At 67.1% G+C, this 18,161-nt stretch carries 18 protein-coding genes; 9 read left to right on the top strand and 9 right to left on the bottom strand.

The genetic code is table 11. From position 1 onward, the window contains the following. Positions 1-73: 73 nt before the first annotated feature. Genes ggt through EBMC1_RS17595 form a run of 5 tightly spaced genes read left to right on the top strand, consistent with a single transcriptional unit; the run spans position 74 to position 6,801 of the window. Positions 74-1,792: a gamma-glutamyltransferase gene (gene ggt / locus EBMC1_RS17615; protein WP_003052827.1), complete on the top strand. Its 1,719-nt coding sequence runs from the start codon at positions 74-76 to the stop codon at positions 1,790-1,792. After that, complete coding sequence (locus EBMC1_RS17610) at positions 1,789-3,501, top strand: gamma-glutamyltransferase family protein (protein ID WP_003052823.1); 1,713 nt, start codon at positions 1,789-1,791, stop codon at positions 3,499-3,501. Before ggt ends, EBMC1_RS17610 begins: the two co-directional genes overlap by 4 nt. Positions 3,502-3,503: 2 nt before the next feature. Next, positions 3,504-4,367 (top strand): dienelactone hydrolase family protein, encoded by an 864-nt coding sequence (locus EBMC1_RS17605; protein ID WP_051066459.1) that lies wholly within the window; start codon positions 3,504-3,506, stop codon positions 4,365-4,367. A gap of 1 nt (position 4,368) precedes the next feature. Beyond that, positions 4,369-4,791: a VOC family protein gene (locus EBMC1_RS17600; RefSeq protein WP_003052819.1), complete on the top strand. Its 423-nt coding sequence runs from the start codon at positions 4,369-4,371 to the stop codon at positions 4,789-4,791. 9 nt (positions 4,792-4,800) lie between these two features. Continuing rightward, positions 4,801-6,801, top strand: a complete 2,001-nt coding sequence (locus EBMC1_RS17595) for a CapA family protein (RefSeq protein ID WP_003052817.1) — start codon at positions 4,801-4,803, stop codon at positions 6,799-6,801. Here EBMC1_RS17595 and EBMC1_RS17590 read toward each other — a convergent pair. Continuing rightward, positions 6,798-7,190 (bottom strand): (deoxy)nucleoside triphosphate pyrophosphohydrolase, encoded by a 393-nt coding sequence (locus tag EBMC1_RS17590; RefSeq protein ID WP_040590879.1) that lies wholly within the window; start codon positions 7,188-7,190, stop codon positions 6,798-6,800. The two genes, EBMC1_RS17595 and EBMC1_RS17590, sit on opposite strands and share 4 nt — an antisense overlap. Before the next feature lie 102 nt (positions 7,191-7,292). Here EBMC1_RS17590 and EBMC1_RS17585 point away from each other — a divergent pair, with 102 nt between their 5' ends. Both EBMC1_RS17585 and EBMC1_RS17580 read left to right on the top strand, forming a co-directional pair. After that, a complete protein-coding gene (locus tag EBMC1_RS17585; protein ID WP_003052812.1) occupies positions 7,293-7,475 on the top strand; it encodes a Flp family type IVb pilin in 183 nt (60 codons plus the stop codon). Positions 7,476-7,601: 126 nt separating this feature from the next. Continuing rightward, entirely contained in the window at positions 7,602-7,787 is a 186-nt protein-coding gene (locus tag EBMC1_RS17580; protein WP_003052809.1) for a Flp family type IVb pilin, read from the top strand. A gap of 216 nt (positions 7,788-8,003) precedes the next feature. Here the strand turns inward: EBMC1_RS17580 and EBMC1_RS17575 are convergent, their stop codons facing one another. From EBMC1_RS17575 to EBMC1_RS18595, 5 genes are all read right to left on the bottom strand, one after another. Then, a complete protein-coding gene (locus EBMC1_RS17575) occupies positions 8,004-9,497 on the bottom strand; it encodes a M48 family metalloprotease (protein ID WP_003052806.1) in 1,494 nt (497 codons plus the stop codon). Positions 9,498-9,642: 145 nt separating this feature from the next. Further along, the gene (locus EBMC1_RS17570; RefSeq protein ID WP_003052803.1) at positions 9,643-10,590 is read right to left on the bottom strand and encodes an acetyl-CoA carboxylase carboxyltransferase subunit alpha; all 948 of its coding nucleotides are present in this window, start codon (positions 10,588-10,590) and stop codon (positions 9,643-9,645) included. Positions 10,591-10,599: 9 nt separating this feature from the next. Then, entirely contained in the window at positions 10,600-11,511 is a 912-nt protein-coding gene (locus EBMC1_RS17565) for a tyrosine recombinase (RefSeq protein WP_003052796.1), read from the bottom strand. Then, positions 11,504-13,324: a hypothetical protein gene (locus EBMC1_RS17560; protein ID WP_003052793.1), complete on the bottom strand. Its 1,821-nt coding sequence runs from the start codon at positions 13,322-13,324 to the stop codon at positions 11,504-11,506. The genes EBMC1_RS17565 and EBMC1_RS17560 overlap by 8 nt, the downstream gene beginning before the upstream one ends. Then, the gene (locus EBMC1_RS18595; RefSeq protein WP_156001461.1) at positions 13,321-13,488 is read right to left on the bottom strand and encodes a hypothetical protein; all 168 of its coding nucleotides are present in this window, start codon (positions 13,486-13,488) and stop codon (positions 13,321-13,323) included. Before EBMC1_RS18595 ends, EBMC1_RS17560 begins: the two co-directional genes overlap by 4 nt. A gap of 93 nt (positions 13,489-13,581) precedes the next feature. Between EBMC1_RS18595 and EBMC1_RS17555 the strand changes: the two genes are divergently transcribed. Together EBMC1_RS17555 and aroB are read left to right on the top strand one after the other, a co-directional pair. Next, positions 13,582-14,148, top strand: coding sequence for a shikimate kinase (locus tag EBMC1_RS17555; protein ID WP_003052790.1), 567 nt, complete (start codon positions 13,582-13,584; stop codon positions 14,146-14,148). Beyond that, complete coding sequence (gene aroB, locus EBMC1_RS17550; protein ID WP_003052787.1) at positions 14,145-15,248, top strand: 3-dehydroquinate synthase; 1,104 nt, start codon at positions 14,145-14,147, stop codon at positions 15,246-15,248. The genes EBMC1_RS17555 and aroB overlap by 4 nt, the downstream gene beginning before the upstream one ends. Before the next feature lie 28 nt (positions 15,249-15,276). On the opposite strand, the gene EBMC1_RS17545 is transcribed toward aroB, so the two are convergent. From EBMC1_RS17545 to EBMC1_RS17535, 3 genes are read right to left on the bottom strand one after another with little or no spacing between them, the layout of a single operon-like run. Next, complete coding sequence (locus tag EBMC1_RS17545; protein WP_003052785.1) at positions 15,277-17,178, bottom strand: cation:proton antiporter domain-containing protein; 1,902 nt, start codon at positions 17,176-17,178, stop codon at positions 15,277-15,279. Then, positions 17,175-17,603, bottom strand: a complete 429-nt coding sequence (locus EBMC1_RS17540) for an iron-sulfur cluster assembly scaffold protein (protein ID WP_003052782.1) — start codon at positions 17,601-17,603, stop codon at positions 17,175-17,177. The genes EBMC1_RS17545 and EBMC1_RS17540 overlap by 4 nt, the downstream gene beginning before the upstream one ends. After that, complete coding sequence (locus EBMC1_RS17535) at positions 17,600-18,160, bottom strand: CvpA family protein (RefSeq protein WP_003052779.1); 561 nt, start codon at positions 18,158-18,160, stop codon at positions 17,600-17,602. The genes EBMC1_RS17540 and EBMC1_RS17535 overlap by 4 nt, the downstream gene beginning before the upstream one ends. Position 18,161: the final 1 nt, after the last annotated feature.

Raw genomic sequence — 18,161 nt, 5'->3', positions numbered from 1 at the left:
AGGCGGCGTGGGGGCTCCCCCTCCCGCGCCGTCTTCCCGACCGGCCGTCAGAGAATAAGAAAAGGGTTCGCCGATGATCTTCCGCCGCCTGATCGCCGCTTCGCTCGCGCTGACGCTGGCACTCCCCGCGCCGCTCGCCGCGCAGAGCCGCCACCTCCTCGAATATCCGTCGATCCATTCGCCGACGGTGGGAACGCGCGGCATGGTGGTCAGCCAGAACGCCATCGCCAGCGAGGTCGGCGCGAAGATCCTGCGCGAAGGCGGCAATGCCGTCGATGCCGCGATCGCGGTCGGCTTCGCCCTGTCGGTTACGCTGCCGCGCGCGGGCAATATCGGCGGCGACGGCTATATGAGCGTCTACGACGCCGCCTCGGGCGAGGTGCGCGTGATCGATTTCCGCTCGGTCGCCCCACGCGCCGCGACCCCCGCCATGTTCGTCGACAATCGCGGCAAGGAGCGCGCGGTCGCGAGCTACGGCTATGTGGCGCCCGCGGTGCCGGGAACGGTCGCGGGTTTCGACTATGCCCATCGCAAATGGGGCAAGCTGTCGTGGGACAAGATTGTCGCTCCCGCCATCGCGCTGGCCGCCGACGGCGTGCGGCTGAGCGCCGACGAGGCTTTCGTTTTCAGCTGGGGCAAGGATCGGCTGTCGAAGAGCGCGGCGGGCAAGGCCGCCTTCTACAAGCCCGACGGCAGTCTGTACCAAAAGGACGAGGTGATGAAGCGCCCCGACCTCGCCTGGACGCTGGGCGAGATAGCGCAGCATGGCGCCGACGGCTTTTACAAGGACGAAGTCGCGCGCCGGATCGCCGCCGACATGAAGGCGCATGGCGGGCTCATCACGCTCGACGACCTCGCCGCCTATCGCCCGCAGGAGCGCGCCCCGCTGGTCGGCAGCTACCGCGGTTACACCATCTACACCGCGCCGCCATCGAGCGCGGGCGGGGCAACGCTGCTCAATATCCTCAACCAGCTCGAACATTTCGACGTCAAGGCGATGGGCGCCAATTCGGCGGCGTCGCTGCATGTGATGGCCGAGGCGATGAAGCTCGGCTATGTTGACCGCTACCGCGCGCTGGGCGATCCCGCTTTCGTCACCGCGCCGGTCGGCGGTTTCATTTCGAAAGCCTATGCCGCCGAGCGCGCGAAACTGATCGACCCCGCGCGCGCCAAGCCGATCGACGCCATGCCTTTCGGCGACCCGCTCCGCTACGAAAGCCCCTCGACGACGCATTTCTCGGTCGCCGACAAGGACGGCAATGTCGTCTCGACGACCTTCACGCTCGGTTCGGACTTCGGATCGGGGGTGATGATCGCGGGAACGGGCATCCTCCTCAATAACGAGATGAACAATTTCAGCCACGAACAGGCCTGGGAGGCCCAGCGAACCGGGACACCGCCACCGCTCAACGCGATGGCGCCGGGCAAGCGCATGCTGTCGACGCAGATGCCGACGATCGTGATGAAGGACGGCAAGCCGTGGATCGTCACCGGAACCCCCGGCGGCAGCACGATCATCACCTCGGTCGTGCAGGTTCTCGTCAACGTCATCGATCATGGCATGAACATCGCCGAAGCGACGCACCAACCGCGCATCTATCAGGGTGCGAGCGACACGCTGCGCGTCGAACCCAATTTCAACCCGGACACCGTCGCCGCGCTGAAGGCGATGGGCCATCCGATCACCAGCGATGAAACGATGGGCAGCGAACAATCGATCATGATAGAAAAGGGCCTGTTCCTCGGCGCCGCCGATCCGCGGCGCCCCGGCGCGCTGGCGGTGGAACCATGATGCGCCGCCGCCTGTTCCTGCTCGCCGCCGGCCTGCTCGCGGCCTGCGCGCCGGTCGCGCCGCCGCAAACGGTCGCTCCGCCCGCGGCGTCCGCTCCCTCTTCCGCCGACGAGCAGGCGTTCGTCGCGGCCGCGCATCCACTCGCGGTCGAAGCGGGGCTCGACGTGCTGCGTCGCGGCGGCAACGCCGTCGACGCAGCCGTCGCAGTCCAGGCGATGCTCGGGCTGGTCGAACCGCAAAGCTCGGGGCTCGGCGGCGGGGCCTTCATGGTCTATTATGACGCCGCCACGCGCGGCGTCACCGTCTATGACGGGCGCGAAACCGCGCCCGCCGGCGCGACCCCGGACATGTTTCTCGATGCGGACGGCAACCCGCTGCCCTTCCGGACCGCGGTGCTCAGCGGCCGCGCGACCGGGGTTCCGGGCGCGGTGGCGATGCTGGCGCTGGCGCAGCACGACCGCGGGAAGCTCGCATGGCGCGACCTCTTCGGCAGCGCCGAGCGGACGGCACGCGAAGGCTTCACCGTCACCGCCCGCCTCGAACGCTTCGTCCACGGCCCCTACCCGCAGGCGAGCGCGCCCGATGTGGTGCGCTATTTCAGCGACGGGCATGGCGACAAGGTTCGCGCCGGCGACACGCTGCGCAATCCCGCCTATGCCGCCTTCGTCCAGCGCCTTGCCGCCGAGGGCGCCGACGCCCTCTATCGCGGCGCCACTGCCGCGCGCATTGTCGCGCGGCTGCACGAAGGCGCCTTGCCGGGCAGCATGACTGCAGCCGATCTTGCCGGCTATCGCCCCGTGGTCCGGCAGGCGCTGTGCAATGGCTATCGCGTCTATCTGCTCTGCGCGCCGCCGCCGCCGTCGAGCGGGGTGGGCTTGCTGCAGCTTATGGCGATGATCGAACATAGCGATATCGCGGCGCGCGGCCCCGACGACGCGGTCGCTTGGGTCGAATATGCCGAAGCGAGCCGGCTGATGTATGCCGACCGCGACGCTTATGTCGGCGATGTGCCGAACGTCCCGGTCAAGGGGCTGCTCGATCCCGCCTATGTCGCTGCCCGCGCCGCGCTCATCAAGGACCGGGCCGGCCCGCCGCCCTCTGCCGGAACTCCGCCCGGTGCGGTCGTCGCGGCGGCGGACGCCACCGATGAAGTTCCGGGCACCTCGCACTTCGTGATCATCGACGGCGACGGCAATGCGGTGTCGATGACCACCACGGTCGAAAGCTATTTCGGATCGGGGCGCATGGTCGACGGCTTCTTCCTGAACAACCAGATGACCGACTTTTCGTTCGTCCCCACCGGTCCCAACGCCATCGCGCCGGGCAAGCGGCCGCGGTCTTCGATGACCCCGCTCGTGATTTTGCACCGCGACCGCAGCCTTGCCGGCGCGATCGGGTCGCCGGGCGGCAACGCGATCCTTGCCTATGTGTCGAAGGCGCTGATCGGCGTAATCGATTGGGGACTACCGCTGCAAAAGGCGGTCGCGCTCCCCAATCTGGTCGCCCGCGGCACAACTTTCGCTGGCGAGGAAAGCCGCTTTCCGCCCGCAATGCGCGCCGAAATGGCGCGGCGCGGCGTCGAAGTCCGTGCCGGATCGGGTGAGGAATCGGGACTCCACGGCGTCATGATCCGGGATGGCGGCTTCGATGGCGCCGCCGACCCGCGCCGCGACGGCGTTGCGCGAACGATCACGCTCGAAAGGAAATGACGATGATGCGTTTCATCCCGCTCGCGGCGCTTGCCGCCAGCATGACCCTCGCCGTTCCCGCGGCTGCGCAGCGCGTGTCGGTCGAAGCGGTCGAATTCCCCAGCCGCGACGGCAAGACGATGATCAAGGGCTATGTCTTCAAGACGGACAATGCCCCCGCGCAATCGCCCGCCGTTGTGATGATGCACGGACGCGCCGGCGCCTATTCGTCGCTTGCCAAGGGGAAATATGATGCGGCGACCCTCGCATCGCGGCACCGGGCGTGGGGGCGTCTGCTCGCGCGCAGCGGCTATGTGGCGCTGATGGTCGATGACTTCGGCCCGCTCGGCTATCCGACGGGCTTTCGCGCCGGCACCTACAAGGACCGCCCCGCCGAAGTGAACGAGGTCACCTACCGCCCGCTCCATGCCTATGGCGCCCTGCGCTATCTTCAGCAGCGCGCCGATGTGGCGGGCACGCGCGTCGCACTGCTCGGCTGGTCGAACGGCGCGAGCGCGACCCTCGCCGCCATGGCCGACGACAAGCCGGGCGACATGCGCAAGATCGGCTTTCGCGTCGGCATCGCGCTTTACCCCGGCTGCGGGCTCAAGCGTCGCTTCGACAAGCAGGGCTATCGCCCCTACGCGCCGGTGCGCGTCTTCATCGGCACCGCCGACGAGGAAGTGTCGCCCGCATCATGCGAAAAGCTGGTCGCGCGCAGCCGCGACAAGGGCGGCGACATCACGCTGACCAGTTTCAAGGGCGCGACGCACGGCTATGACACCCCCACCGAATCGCGTCAGTCGGTTGCCGCCAATGCCGCAGCCAAGGCGGCGACGGAAAGCGACGTCCTCGCCTTTCTGGCGAAAAATTTGAAGGATGAGTGATATGGCTCAGCTTGCGCCCTTTCATTTTGCCTTTCCCGTCGATGATCTCGACGCGGCGCGGCATTTCTATGGCACCGTCCTCGGTTGCCCCGAGGGGCGCAGCGACTGCGACTGGATCGACTTCAACCTCTATGGGCACCAGATCGTCGCGCACCGCGTCGCGCGGCGCGATGCGGTGGCTGGCCATAATCCGGTCGACGGCCACGACGTGCCGGTTCCGCATTTCGGCGTCGTCCTGCCGCCCGACGAATGGCGCGCGCTTGCGGCGCGGCTCCAGGATCAGGGCGTCCGCTTCGTCATCGAGCCGCACACGCGCTTTCCCGGCCAGCCGGGCGAGCAGTCGACGATGTTCTTCCACGATCCGGCGGGCAATGCCCTCGAATTCAAGGCCTTTGCCGATCTCGACCAACTCTTCGCCAAATAAGGATTTGTGATGGCGCGACCGATGCGTTTCTGGGGACATTTGGGCGCCGCCGCCGCGCTCGCCGCGGGCGTTCCGCTCGCAGCACCTCTCGCCGCAGCCGCCGAAGCGCCCGCGTCGATCCGCGGCATCGAGGGAACGGTCGCGGTCGTCGGGGGCACGGTCGATGTCCAGGCGGTAGAAGCGCGCATCAATGGCCAACCGGTGCCGATTGCGCGCGATGGCAGCCTTGCGGCATCGCTGCCCAACGCAGCCGATTACCGGATCAGCCTGCGCGGCCCGGCGATCTTCGACGCCGATTTCGCCTTCGCCGCCGCCGAACTGGGCACGAAGGACGGCAAGCGCGTGCTGCCGCAGCTCGAAGTCGTGGCGCGCGCGCCGGGCCGTGTCGAATTTTTCTTCGGCGGCGATGTCATGATGGCGCGCCGCTATGAAAAGCCGATCTGGGGCGAGCGCACCTTGATCCATCCCGCGACCCGCGCCGCCGACATGGCGCGGCTGCTCGCGCCGATGCGTCCCTACTTCGCAGGCGCCGACCTTGCCTCGGTCAATCTCGAGACGGTACTCGCGGCCGAGGATCTGGGCGACGCACCCGACAAGACGGTGGTCTTCTATACCCACCGCGATGCGGCGCAGGTGCTCGCCGATGCCGGGATCGATTATGTCACGCTCGGCAACAATCATGTCTATGACTATGTCGAACCGGGCCTTGCCTCGACACTGGCGGCGCTCGACAAGGCGAAACTCCCCTGGTCGGGTGCCGGCCGAAACGAAGCGGAAGCACTGAAGGCTGCCCGCATCGAGGTTGGCGGACAGCCCTATGCGATGCTCGGTTTCGTCGGCTGGAAGGGACGCGTCGAGCCCAATCAGGTCGCCGAAAGCGCCAAGGGCGGGGCCGCCTTCGGCAGCGACGAGAATATCGAGACCGCCGTTACCCGCGAAGTCGCGGCCGGGCGCATGCCCATCGTCCAATATCACGGCAGCAGCGAATATAGCGACCGCCCCACCGACATCAGCGAACGGCGGATGAAGCTGGCGATCGACAAGGGCGCGGTGCTCGTCGTGTCGCACCACCCACATGTGTCGCACGGGCTCGAACTCTATAAGGGGCGGCTGATCGCCTATTCGCTCGGCAATTTTGTCTTCGACCAATATTTCCCCGAAACGCAGGCGACCTATGCGCTGAAAGTCTGGATGGACGGCGGCACCTTGTTTCGCGCCGAAATTCTGCCGATCCAGCTCCTCGACTATCGCCCCGTTCCCGCGACGGGCGCGATCCGGCAAGCAGCGCTTCACCGCATCGTCGACCTGTCGGCAGAGCGCGGCACACAGATCGCCCTGTCCGGCGGGCATGGTGTGATCACCCCGCAGCAGCAGCCTGTACCGCTGCGCGAATGCGCCGCGACGTCGATTTCCGGAGTTGTCGCCTACCGCTATGCACTCGACGCAGCCGCACCTTGCACGGCTGCCACAGGCGCGATGACCGGCCGCGATCTGATCCTGCGCGGCGATTTCGAAGCGGCGCGGTACGACGACGCGACCGACCGGAGCTGGGCAAGCGAGAATGGCAGCATCGATTTCGTCGGCGGCGACTTTGGCGGCGGGCACGCGCTCGCGCTGCGCCCCGATGCGGGGGCATCATCGGCCACCGTCGCGCCGACGACCTTCTTTCGCAACGGGAATGCACGCCGCTACACGCTGGTCGGCCGCGCGCGCAGCGATAGCGCCGCGACGCTAGCGGCCTTCGTCCAGTTGCAACCGAAGGGCAGCGGCATGACCAAGGCGATCGAAAGCGCACCGTGGCAGCCGATCGGCACGGCCGCGCTGACCGGCGGCGCATGGACCGATTTCCGCTTCGACGTCGACCTTGCGCCCGGTGACGAGGAACTGCCCCTGCGTCCGCTGTTGCAAATCGATGGAAAGCCGGTGCGGATCGACGATATCGCCTTCGTCGCGTGGGACGGACCGACGGACGGCGAACTGCCGGCGCCCGGCCGCTCCTATCGCCGCTAAATCAACGCTTCGAGGAGGCCGATAAGCGGTTTGTCGGCGGGTGGCATGTCGAGCGCATATAATTCGGCCGGCCGCACCCAGCGCAGCGCCTCCGCATGGCGGGCGGCGGGCGTGCCGCGCCACTTGCGGCAGACATAGACGAGCAGCAGCAGGTGGCGGTCCCCCAGCGTGTCGCTCGCGAAACAGGCGGGCGCGAGGCAGGCCGCTTCGACGTCGATCGCCAATTCTTCCGCCAGTTCGCGGATCAGCGCCTGTTCGGGCGTCTCCCCCTCCTCCAGCTTTCCGCCCGGAAATTCCCATAGCCCCGCCAGTGGCTTACCCGCCGGACGCCGCTGGACGAGCAGCCGCCCGTCGCCGTCGACCAGCGCCGCCGCGACCACGAAGAGCAAGTTTTTCGGCGGATTTCCGGGGCCGGACGCAGTCAAATCATTAACCTTCCTGTGCCAGAGAGACGATGCCGGACTGCTATAGGTTCGGTCGAGGGTGGAACAATGGGCTTTTTCAACAAACTGATCGGATCGGTCAAAGCCGCGACGGCCGTGGAATATGGCCTCGTGCTGGCGCTGATCTTCATCGGCGCGATCTTTGCCATCGGCGCGGTCGCGGACAAGACCAGCATCCTGTGGAATCGGGTGGGCGATGAAGCCACGCAGGCGATGGCCCGCAATTCCTGAAATGGGACAGTCGCCGGAAATGCGGCGCCCGCCGATTAATCCTTTCAAAACCAATTGGGCATAGATGTCACAGCGTTGACAACGACCAGAACGTCAACGGGGTAAGTGATTGTCAGGAGACCAGACATGAAGTTTTTCAAGAAATTCGTTCGCGACAACAAGGCCGCGACTGCCATTGAATACGGCCTGATCGCCGCTCTGATCGCGATTGCCGCCATCACCGTGATGGGCAATGTCGGCGACAGCGTGACCGCCACCTTCGGCAAGGTCGACAGCGGCCTACAGGCAGGTCTGGACAAGAGCGGCGGCTAAACGCCGACGCCGTAATCGGAACCCGTTTCCGACCAAGGGAAAGGGCGGTGGAGCGATCCACCGCCCTTTTTCGCGTCGGGGGCCGGGGGCTGGCTCGCCGCTCCAATCCGCGACACTCCGCATTCCCGAGCGAAGACGAGGGGCCCGTTCGAGCGAAGCGGGAACCGCACCGTCGCGGCCTCGGCTGCGCTCGGAAATTCCCCCCGGCGCGCGCAATTATCGGTTCGCGTAAGTGACGATCTTCACTTTCTGCCCCGGCTGCAAGGCGCTGTTCGCAGCCAGCCGGTTCAGCACCTGGAACCGTTCGCCCTGAAGGTCGGTATAGGCCATGCGCCGCGACAGGCTGGCGACCGTGTCGCCGCTTTTCACCGTCACCACATCGACGCGCCGCGGCCGGATCGCGGCCGCCTCGCTTGCCGTCAACCGCCGGACGCTGCCGAACATCGGATTGAAAACGCCCGATCCGCCGGCCTTGGCCAGGGTCACGAAGTGGAAAGCGCTTTTCGGCGCAAATTCATAAGCGAAGACGGTCACATCGACCTGCCCCGACTGGCTGTTCGCCCGCGCCGAAGAAAAATAGGCCGGGATACCGTTCACTGTCGTGCGCTGAATGGGGCCGGGCGTAATTTTGGCATCGCCTGCAACCGCCTTGAACACATTGGCAATATAGGCGGTCATGTCGCCGTTATACGCCGCGGTCGAAAATTGCGCCTGCCCGCCATTGCCGCTGATCGACACCGCGCTGGTGCCGTTCTGCATTGCAAAGCCGTTCGGGACGGTGAAGCGCAAACGCAGGTCGGGATGCAGAAAATCCCTGCCCTCGACCACACCCTGCGCCGGATCATCGCCATAGAGCACGCCGTCAACCGACGCGAGGAAGGCGTCGGCGTTGCGCACGCCGCCGGTGCCGACCCGCGAGGCGAGCGTCTGCGCATTGCGCACGCGCGACGCCGGATCGGGATGGGTGCTCGCCCATTCGGGTAGTGACCGCGCATCGCCGCCCGCCAGTCGCGCCTCGAGGTTGGTCTGGTTCGCAAGGCTCGCCAGCATCGTCGAAAGCGCCATCGGATCATAATCGGCGCGCTTCAGATATTGGACGCCGAGTTGGTCGGCCTCGAGTTCCTGTGAGCGCGAGAAACCCAGCGTCGCAAGCTGCGCCACCTGCATCGCATTATTCTGCAACAGGCCGCCGAGCCCGCCGAGCAGCCCTCCATTGTCGCCGATCGCGCCGCCAAGCACCGACGCGAGAACGCCGAGGATGGTGTTGCGCGTCGCCGCCGACTGGCGCTTCTTGCTATGCTGCGCAGCGACATGGCCGACTTCGTGGCCGAGCACACCGGCGAGTTCGGCCTCGTCGTTCATCAGCGCCATCAACTGGCGCGTGACGTAAACATAACCGCCGGGGATCGCGAAGGCGTTGTTCACCGGCGAATTGAGCAGCGTCACGGTGAAGTCGCTCGGGCTGCGCGACAGGCCCGACTGCACGGCGATATTCTGGCCGATGCGGTTCACATAGGCGGCCTGCGGCCCGGCATAGGCACCGCCGAATTCGGCGAGCAGTTGCGGATGCGCCTCATCGCCCTGCTTGCGCTCGGCGGGCGAGATGCTGGTCGCGGTGCGGATTGCCTTGAGCTGCGCCTGGGCGGCCCCGGTAAACACCAACGCCGACAGCGCGAACACCGTTGCCAGCCTGCATTTCGTCTTCCGCATCGTCACCGCCTCCCTTATGCGCTTCGTCATTGCGAGCGCAGCGAAGCAATCCAGCGCGGTTTACGCATACTCTGGATTGCCGCGTCGCCTTCGGCTCCTCGCAATGACGATTCCAACCAACAACATCCGTTCGGGTTCCGCCGCTTCAGGCGCGCCCCATCGCAAGGAACTTGTCTTCGCGGTCTGTGCGCAGCCGCTCACGCGACTGGCCCTGCAAGCCGTCGAGTTCCTGCGCGAGTGCATCGCCGAGCGACTGGATGGCCACTTCGGGCGCCCGGTGCGCGCCGCCGACGGGCTCAGTCACGATACGATCGATGACCTTCAGCCCCAGCAGATCCTGCGCCGACATCTTCATCGCGGTTGCCGCATCGGGCGCCTTGTCGGCGGTGCGCCACAGGATCGACGCACAGCCTTCGGGCGAGATCACCGAATATACGGCATGTTCGAACATCAACACGCGGTTGGCGGCCGCAAGCGCAATGGCGCCGCCCGAGCCGCCCTCGCCGACGATTGCTGCAACCATCGGAACGCCGAGCGCAAGGCATTGTTCGGTCGACCGCGCGATCGCTTCCGCCTGACCGCGCTCCTCGGCCTGGATGCCCGGAAACGCGCCCGACGTATCGACCAGTGTCACCACCGGCAGTCCGAAGCGATCGGCAAGCTGCATTAGGCGGATCGCCTTGCGATAGCCTTCGGGCTTCGCCATGCCGAAATTATGCTTCATGCGCGACGGAATGTCGTCGCCCTTCTCATGCCCGATCACCATCACGCGCCGACCGCGAAAGCGGGCGAGGCCGCCCAGAATCGCCTGATCGTCGCCGAAATTGCGATCGCCGGCGAGCGGCATCCAGTCGTCGAACAGGCCCGCGACATAATGTTTGAAATGCGGCCGGTCGGGGTGGCGGGCGACCTGTGTCTTTTGCCAGGGCGTCAGCTTGGCATAGATGTCGCGCAGCATCTTCGAGGACTTGTCCTCAAGCCGGGCGATGTCGCCATCGATATTGAGCGACGGATCGTCCCCCATTTCACGCAATTCGGCAATCTGGCGATCGAGCGCGGCGACCTGTTTTTCGAAATCGAGAAAGGCTGTCATAGGGGAGCGCTAGGCCGAAGGCGCCGCAACGTCAACGGCCCGCATCTGCGCCAAGGGATGGCGCCGATTGACCAACTCGACGAGCCGCCGACTATCGACATGGGTGTAAATTTCGGTCGTCGCGATGTCGGCGTGGCCGAGCATCATCTGCAACGCGCGCAGGTCGGCCCCGCCCTCCAGCAGATGGGTGGCGAAGGCGTGGCGCAGGACGTGCGGACTGACCCCCGCGGGATCGACCCCGGCGCGTGCTGCCAGTTCGCGCAGCATCTGGAACAGCCGTACGCGCGACACATGCGCCTTGCCCGACGGGAACAGCCAGGGCGCTCCGTCGGCGAGCAGCGGCAGCCAGCGATCGAGCGCTTCGCGCGCCCGGTCGGACAGCGGCACCAGCCGTTCCTTGTCGCCCTTGCCGCGCACGATCAGAAATTGCCGTTCGCCCGCAACTGCACGGCGCGGCAGCGACACCAGCTCGCTCGCGCGCAGTCCGGAGCCGTAGAGCAGTTCGAGCAGCAGCAGCATGCGCATGGCGCTCGCGGGCGCTGCCTCCCCCGCTGCCTCCTCGCTAGCCTGCGCGAACAGCCGGTCGACATCATCGTGCGACAGAATGCGCGGCAGCGGACGGCGCGTGGCGGGACGCGCGATGTCGAGCGCCGGATTGTCGGTGCGCTCGCCCTCATCCTCCAGAAACGCGAAGAACTGCCGCAGCGCCGACAATTTGCGTGCGGCGCTGCTCGCCGCCAGCGTCCGATATGCGGCCATCAATGCGCGCAGCGCGGCGGCGTCGGCGGCGGCGAGCGAACCGCGCACCAGTTCGGCCGCCTGTTCGAGGTCGCGGCGATAAGCCAGGATGGTATTGCGCGATGCCCCCCGTTCGGCGGACATCATCTCGAGGAAGCGGTCGATCAGGCGCGCGTCAGACACGCACCAGCGCTTCGGCCGCGATCATCCGGGCTTCGGCGTCGAGCCCGACGTCGTGGAGCGCCCGGACGATATGATAGAGGTGATAGGGCGGTATCTTGTCCCATTCGCCCTGCATCCCGGCCGCGGCAAGCAGCGCGACCATGCCGGGTTCGCGCCGCTCGGCGGCTTCGGAAATCGCACGCGTCCAGCGCGTCTGCTTGCCCAAATCGACGCCCAGATCGCTCGCCGCCGACGATGCCTGCCCGGCATCGATGCGGCCGAGGCCCGCGAGACCCGCAAGCAGGAATTTCGACCGCAAGGATTCGGCACTGTCGTCGTCGCTGGCGAAGCTGCCGATCGACCCCGCGCCGACACCGGTCAGCGGGCGCGGCGACCCGACCGCCATGATGCCCCAGCCGTGGCCGCCGACCGACAGTTTCGACACCCATTGCACCGCGCGATTGTCATATCCCGCGGTCAGCATCGATCCCAGCAACTGCCACGGATCGGCGCCGACATCGGCGCCGGTGGGCAGCGCGGCGGCGGCTCGCGCGGTTGCGACAAGCGCGGCATAGCGCGCCGTCGCGCCGGTGCCCGCGGACCAATATTCCGCCATCGCGGTATAGCGATCGGCGGCATTGGCGCCGCTGAACGCGCTGCGCAGCAGATCGGTCTGCGCCGCGAGCGCTTCGGGGGGCTCCTCCTCGCTCGACGCGGCGCTGAGCAGCGAGACATAGGCTTCGCTCGATAGCACGCCGCGCGATGCGGCATAGGGAGCGGCAGCGATGCGGTCGCCCATCGGCGTCATCGGCGCGAGTACCGTCCAGCTTCGGATCGAACCGGCCTCCGTGGCGCGCAGCGGTGCCGGAATGTCGATTCCCGTCGCGGTCGCCAGGCCAAAGCGCCAGCTCGTCAGGCGCCCGACCTTGTCCCATTCGATCGTTGTCGAACGGCGGCCGGCGCCCGTTGCGCCGAGCACACGTTCGGCGAGCAGAATGTCAAAATTGCTGATCTTGCCGCTTGACCGTACCCGGCCGATCGCCCAGCCCGCGGGTCCGGCCTCGCCCGACATCCCGGCGCACATTGCCGCGGCGAGCCGCCAGCTTTGCTCGTCGCCATGGGCAAGCCCTGCGGGGACATAAGGACAAAGCCCCGACGGATCGGCGTTCGCCAGATAGGTCTGCTGGGCGGTCGCGACGAGCCGCGGGGTCGCGCGGTCATAATCGACCGACTGCACGATCATCCGCGCGGTGGTCGATTCGCCGAGCCGCAAAAGCAGCCCCGCGCGGTCGGCGGCAAGGTCGGCGCCGCTGATCGTATCGGGCGTGTCGATCGCAGACGCGAGCGCGCGGCGCAGCAATATCTGGCCCCAGCGCGAGGCGACCTGACCGCGCATGCTGCGCATGATCGCCGCCGCATATTGGCCGCGCACCCCGAAGGCATCGGGCGCCATCCCGCCGGTTTCGGGCGTCAGCGGCCCGACCCGCGTCAACAGCCGGCGCGCGCCGGGCGGCAGGTCGTATTTGAGCTGGCCGGAGGTGCCTTCCTCGCCATCGCTGGCCTCATCGCCCGTGTCGGTGTCGCCGCTGTCGAGCGTCGCGACGGTTGACGGCGCAAGGGTCGTCGCACCGCTCTGGCCGCCTTTGGGTGCGGCGGTCGATGATGGTGCCGGGGTCTGCGATGGCGTCGGTGCCGGGCGCGGTGCGGGCGTATCGGCGGGCTTGCCGAAGCCTTCGGGCAAGAGCGATTCCTGCGCGACCGCCGGAAGCACAAGCGCAGCGGCGAGTGCGGTTCCCGACAGTCCCAGGGTCAGCGCGAGCAGTTTCTTCGTCATTGCGCCGCGCTTTCGGCAATCTTGTCGGTCACGTCCACCTCAATCATCTTCGCCTCGATCGGTCGTCCCAGCCAATAGAGGAACAGACCGAACGCCAGCAGCAGCGCCAGGGCGCAAATCCCGGCGACCCAGCGCCCTTTTCCCGATCCTTGCGTTGCGCGCAATATCCTGTGCCACCCGTGCCGGCTCGACCCAAATTTGCGCGGCGCAGCAAAATCATTGTCCCGCGCGGTTCCTGCGGTATAGCCGCGCGCACCATGTCGCGAAACCCGAAAAGCCCGGCCCCGGACATCGCGCCCGCAATTCGCGCGCGGCCGATCGTGCTCGTCGGGTTGATGGGATCGGGCAAATCGACGATCGGCCGCCGCCTGGCGCAGCGGCTCGGCATGCGCTTCGCCGACGCCGATGACGAAATCGAACGCGCCGCCGGCATGACGATATCCGACATTTTCGCGCGCTTCGGCGAAGCGCATTTCCGCGACGGCGAACGCCGCGTGATCGCGCGCCTGCTCGCCGGTCGGCCGCTGGTGCTCGCGACAGGCGGCGGCGCCTTCATGAACGACGAGACGCGCGCGCTGATCCTGGGCAAAAGCCTGTGCATCTGGCTCGACGCCGACGTCGCGACCCTGGTCGAGCGCGTCGGGCGCCGCAGCCATCGCCCGCTGCTCAAGGATCGCGATCCCGGTGAGGTGCTGCGCGAACTCGCCGCGATCCGCAATCCCGTTTATGCCGAGGCGCATATCCGCGTCAGCTCGGCAAGCAATCCGCACGAACATACGGTGCGCGCGATCCTGGAGGCGCTGTCGCAATGGAAACCGCAATGACCAGACTGACCGTCGAACTTGGCGCGCGCAGCTATCCGATCCTGATCGGCGAGGGACTGCTCGACGCATTGGGCGCGCATGTCGCCCCGCTACTGAAGCGTCCGCGCACGATGATCGTCACCGATACCCACGTGGCCGATGCCTATCTGGCCAAGGTCGGTGCCGCGCTGGGTGCAGAGGGCATTTCCTTTTCCTCGCTCGTCCTGCCCGCAGGCGAAGCAACGAAAAGCTGGGAGGGACTGGCGCGGCTGACCGAATGGCTGATCGGCGAAGGCGTCGAACGCAGCGATCATGTGATCGCACTCGGTGGCGGCGTGATCGGCGATCTCGTCGGTTTTGCGTGCAGCATCGTCAAGCGCGGCTGCGCCTTCATCCAGGTGCCGACGACGCTACTCGCGCAGGTCGATAGCAGCGTCGGCGGCAAGACCGCGATCAACGTCCCTGCCGGCAAGAATTTGATCGGCGCCTTTCACCAGCCGGCGCTGGTCGTCATCGACCCCGCGACGCTGGCCACCCTCCCCCGCCGCGAGCTCGGCGCGGGCTATGCCGAAGTCGTCAAATACGGCCTGATCGACGACGCGGACTTCTTTGCCTGGTGCGAGGCGAATGGTGCCGCTCTGCTGGCTGGCGATGCCGCCGCGCGCGCCTGTGCCATCGCGCACAGCGTCGCGGCGAAGGCCCGGATCGTCGCCGCCGACGAACGCGAAACGCAGGATATCCGCGCGCTGCTCAATCTGGGCCACAGCTTCGGCCACGCGCTTGAGGCCGAAACGGGCTATTCAGCGCGGCTGCTGCACGGTGAAGCGGTTGCGGCGGGCATGGTCCTCGCGCATCGGTTTTCGGCGGCGAAGGGCCTGTGTTCCGCCGCCGATGCCGAACGCGTACGCGCGCATCTGGCGAGCGTCGACTTGCCGCACAGCCTGGCCAGCGCGGGCATCAACATTGGCGGCGCCGCGCTTGCCGCGCATATGGCGCATGACAAGAAGGTACGCGGCGGCAAACTGCCGCTGATCCTGACGCGCGGCATCGGGCAGAGTTTCGTCACCGACGAATATGGGCTCGATAGCGTTGCGGATTTTCTAGACGCGCAGGCGGCTTAGGCGCCAGACGCTGCGGTCAGCGGACGCGTCACGCCGACTCGGGGTCGGCCGCCTGCATCGCTTCCTCGTCGCGCGCGGCGGCCTTTGCCTCCTGACGCCGCTGGCGTAATTTTTCCAGCACGCTGGCCGACTCGCGGCCGCCGCCGGGCTTGAAACGGTGATCCTTGCCCGCCGCGAGGTCGCCTTCGTCCATCTGCGCGGCGAGGCGCGTCGCGTCGAGCTGGCGCAGCGCCGCCTCGACATCTTCCATCTGGCGCGGATCGACGTCGAGCTTTTCGAGCGCCATCAGGCCGAGCGCGATCGAGCTTTCGAACACCTCGCGCACCGCGCCTGCCGTTCCCGCACCCTCGATCGCCATCAACTGGCGCCGGTCGAAAACGCGCGTCAATATCTTCGCCTGCGGGAAGGCTTCGACGATCGGACGCAATACTTCGGCATCAACCGTGGCGTCGTCGATGCAATAGATGATGACCCGCGCCTCCTCCGCGCCCGCGCGGCGGAGCAGGTCGAGCCGCAGCCCGTCGCCGAAATAGACCTTGGTGTCGAACCGGCCAGACAATTCGATCTGGCTCGGCTTCTTGTCGATCAGCGTGACCGAACAATCGACCGCGTGGAGCATCTGCGCGACGATCTGGCCGAAGCGGCCATAGCCGATGACGAGCGCCGAGCCGCGCGGTGCATCGTCGGGTCCTTCGAGTTCGTCGCCATCGCGATCGGGCGAGAATTCGAGATTGCGCGCGAACAGCATCAGGAACGGCGTCGATACCATCGACAGTGTTACCACCGCGCTGAACAGGCTCGCCGCCTCGGGCGCGATAAGCAGCGCGTCGGCGGCTTGGGTAAAGAGCAGGAAGCCGAATTCGCCGCCCTGGCTGAGCAACAGCGCGAGGCCGAGCGCGGTTTTCCACGATTTGCCGAATGCGCGCACGAGCAGCGTCAGCACCACCACCTTGACCGCGACCAGACCCGCCGCGAGCAGCAGGACACGCAGCGGATCGGCGAGGATCACGTTGACGTCCAGCACCATGCCGACGGCCAGGAAGAACAGGCCGAGCAGAATCAGGCGGAAGGGTTCGACATCGGCCTCTATCTCGTGGCGATACGGCGAATCGGCGAGCATCACACCCGCGACGAAGGCGCCGAGCGCAGTCGAGACATGCAGGCTGTGCATCAGCGCCGAACTCGCCAGCACGACGAGCAGACCGACGACGACGAACAGCTCGCGCTCGCCATAGCGCGCGACGAGGCGCAGCAGCGGATTGACGACGAACCGGCCGGCGAGGACCAGCCCCGCGATGGCAAGCAGCGTATAAAGCGCCAGCAGCGCGCCCGGCGGCGCCGACGGATCGGCGGGCGCCCGCGACAGCGCGGCGATGATCGTGATCATCGGGACGATCGCCAGATCCTGAAAGAGCAGGATCGAAAAGGCTTTTTCGCCGAAGGGCGAGTTGATCCGGCCCGAGCTTTTGAGGCTCGGAAGCACCTGCGCCGTCGACGACAGCGCGAGCGGCAGGCCGAGCGCGAGCGCCGCTGCGGGGCTGAAGCCCAGCGTCACGAAGATCAGCCCGGTCAGGATCAGCCCGGTGACGACAACCTGCGCCAGGCCGAGCCCGAAGATGGCGCGGCGAAGCTGCCAAAGCCGCCGCGGATGCAGTTCGAGGCCGACGAGGAACAACAGGAAGGCGATGCCGATCTCAGCGATCTGCAGCTTCGACTCGCCGCCGCCGACGAGACCCAGACCGTGCGGCCCGACGAGCGCGCCGGCGATCAGATAGCCAAGCACCGCGCCGAGCCCCAAACGGCGGAAGATCAACACGAACAACGTCGCGACGCCCAGCAGCACCGCGCCTTCGAACAACAGCGTATCGGTCGGGGTGCGCGCCGCCACCTCGGTGACGGCCGGCGCCGTTGCCGCGAGGAGAAAAGTCATGCCGTCACCTCGTCATCCTCAAGCGCGGCGATGGCGGCATCGAAGGGCAGCAATATAGCGCCCTGCCGCGCCGGATAGTCGCGCGCCGGCGCAAGAAGATCGAAGCCGGGCCAGTCGGGCATTGCGCCCTCGCCCGCGAACCAGGCTGCGATGGCGGCGCGCGCGGCACGAATGTCATCGAGCGCACGGCCGGGCGCGTGGCGAGCGACCAGCGCCGCCGACGCCTGTCCCAGCGCGCAGGCTTCGACGTGCAGGCCGACTTTCGTCACCCGCCCACCCGCATCGGCGTCGAGGTCGAGGATGATCGCGCTGCCGCACAGCGGCGCGCGCGCCGAGATATGATGGCGCGCCTCGGGCAGCGGCGGGTAATCGGCATTGGCGACTGCCAGCGCCAATATGTCGCGGTTATACAGCGGCGCGCTCATTTCGCGGCCGCGTCGGGCGCGTCCTGCTTCACGGTCGTGCTTTCGGCGGCGCGCGCTTCGGCCCGCCGCTCGGCGATCACCTTGCTCAGCGCGGCGCTCGTCGCGTTGAGTGCGGGATAGGTGCGGCTCTGCTCCATCCATTCGGGACGCTGCGCATTGCCATAGCCGATGTCATAGAGAAGCGTAACGAGCATGAAGCCGATCGCGGCGATCAATAGCCCCTTCACCGCCCCGAAACCCGCACCGAGCCCACGGTCGATACCGCCGACGATCGAGGCACGGCTGCGCTGCCCCATCGCCCGCGACCCCCATTTGGCGAGGCCGAAGACGATACCGAAAAGCAGAACGAAGGCGAGCATCGCAGCTCCGCCCGCGGTTCCGACCCAACGCGACACGAACTCGGTCACTGCCGGATGAAAAAAGCGCACCGCCGCGATCGCCAGCACCCAGGCGAGCAGCGTCGTCACCTCCTGCACCAGCCCGCGCGAAAAACCGAGCACTGCGCCGCCACCGACCAGCGTCAGCACGATGATATCCAGAGCCGTCAGACTTCCCATC

It is taken from the genome of Sphingopyxis sp. MC1 (assembly GCF_000371385.1).
GTDB classification, from domain to species: domain Bacteria; phylum Pseudomonadota; class Alphaproteobacteria; order Sphingomonadales; family Sphingomonadaceae; genus Sphingopyxis; species Sphingopyxis terrae.
Note: the sequence above shows the minus strand (reverse complement) of the source record. Positions and strands in the feature narration are given on the sequence as shown.

What these genes read in the sequence shown, in the direction of transcription:
- EBMC1_RS17570 (WP_003052803.1), bottom strand. Translation starts at nt 10,590, where the DNA reads ATGACAGCCTTTCTCGATTTCGAAAAACAGGTCGCCGCGCTCGATCGC.
- EBMC1_RS17595 (WP_003052817.1), top strand. Translation starts at nt 4,801, where the DNA reads ATGGCGCGACCGATGCGTTTCTGGGGACATTTGGGCGCCGCCGCCGCG.
- EBMC1_RS17605 (WP_051066459.1), top strand. Translation starts at nt 3,504, where the DNA reads ATGATGCGTTTCATCCCGCTCGCGGCGCTTGCCGCCAGCATGACCCTC.
- EBMC1_RS17560 (WP_003052793.1), bottom strand. Translation starts at nt 13,324, where the DNA reads ATGACGAAGAAACTGCTCGCGCTGACCCTGGGACTGTCGGGAACCGCA.
- aroB (WP_003052787.1), top strand. Translation starts at nt 14,145, where the DNA reads ATGACCAGACTGACCGTCGAACTTGGCGCGCGCAGCTATCCGATCCTG.
- EBMC1_RS17540 (WP_003052782.1), bottom strand. Translation starts at nt 17,603, where the DNA reads ATGAGCGCGCCGCTGTATAACCGCGACATATTGGCGCTGGCAGTCGCC.
- EBMC1_RS17610 (WP_003052823.1), top strand. Translation starts at nt 1,789, where the DNA reads ATGATGCGCCGCCGCCTGTTCCTGCTCGCCGCCGGCCTGCTCGCGGCC.
- EBMC1_RS17555 (WP_003052790.1), top strand. Translation starts at nt 13,582, where the DNA reads ATGTCGCGAAACCCGAAAAGCCCGGCCCCGGACATCGCGCCCGCAATT.
- EBMC1_RS17535 (WP_003052779.1), bottom strand. Translation starts at nt 18,160, where the DNA reads ATGGGAAGTCTGACGGCTCTGGATATCATCGTGCTGACGCTGGTCGGT.
- EBMC1_RS17585 (WP_003052812.1), top strand. Translation starts at nt 7,293, where the DNA reads ATGGGCTTTTTCAACAAACTGATCGGATCGGTCAAAGCCGCGACGGCC.
- ggt (WP_003052827.1), top strand. Translation starts at nt 74, where the DNA reads ATGATCTTCCGCCGCCTGATCGCCGCTTCGCTCGCGCTGACGCTGGCA.
- EBMC1_RS17600 (WP_003052819.1), top strand. Translation starts at nt 4,369, where the DNA reads ATGGCTCAGCTTGCGCCCTTTCATTTTGCCTTTCCCGTCGATGATCTC.
- EBMC1_RS17580 (WP_003052809.1), top strand. Translation starts at nt 7,602, where the DNA reads ATGAAGTTTTTCAAGAAATTCGTTCGCGACAACAAGGCCGCGACTGCC.
- EBMC1_RS17545 (WP_003052785.1), bottom strand. Translation starts at nt 17,178, where the DNA reads ATGACTTTTCTCCTCGCGGCAACGGCGCCGGCCGTCACCGAGGTGGCG.
- EBMC1_RS17575 (WP_003052806.1), bottom strand. Translation starts at nt 9,497, where the DNA reads ATGCGGAAGACGAAATGCAGGCTGGCAACGGTGTTCGCGCTGTCGGCG.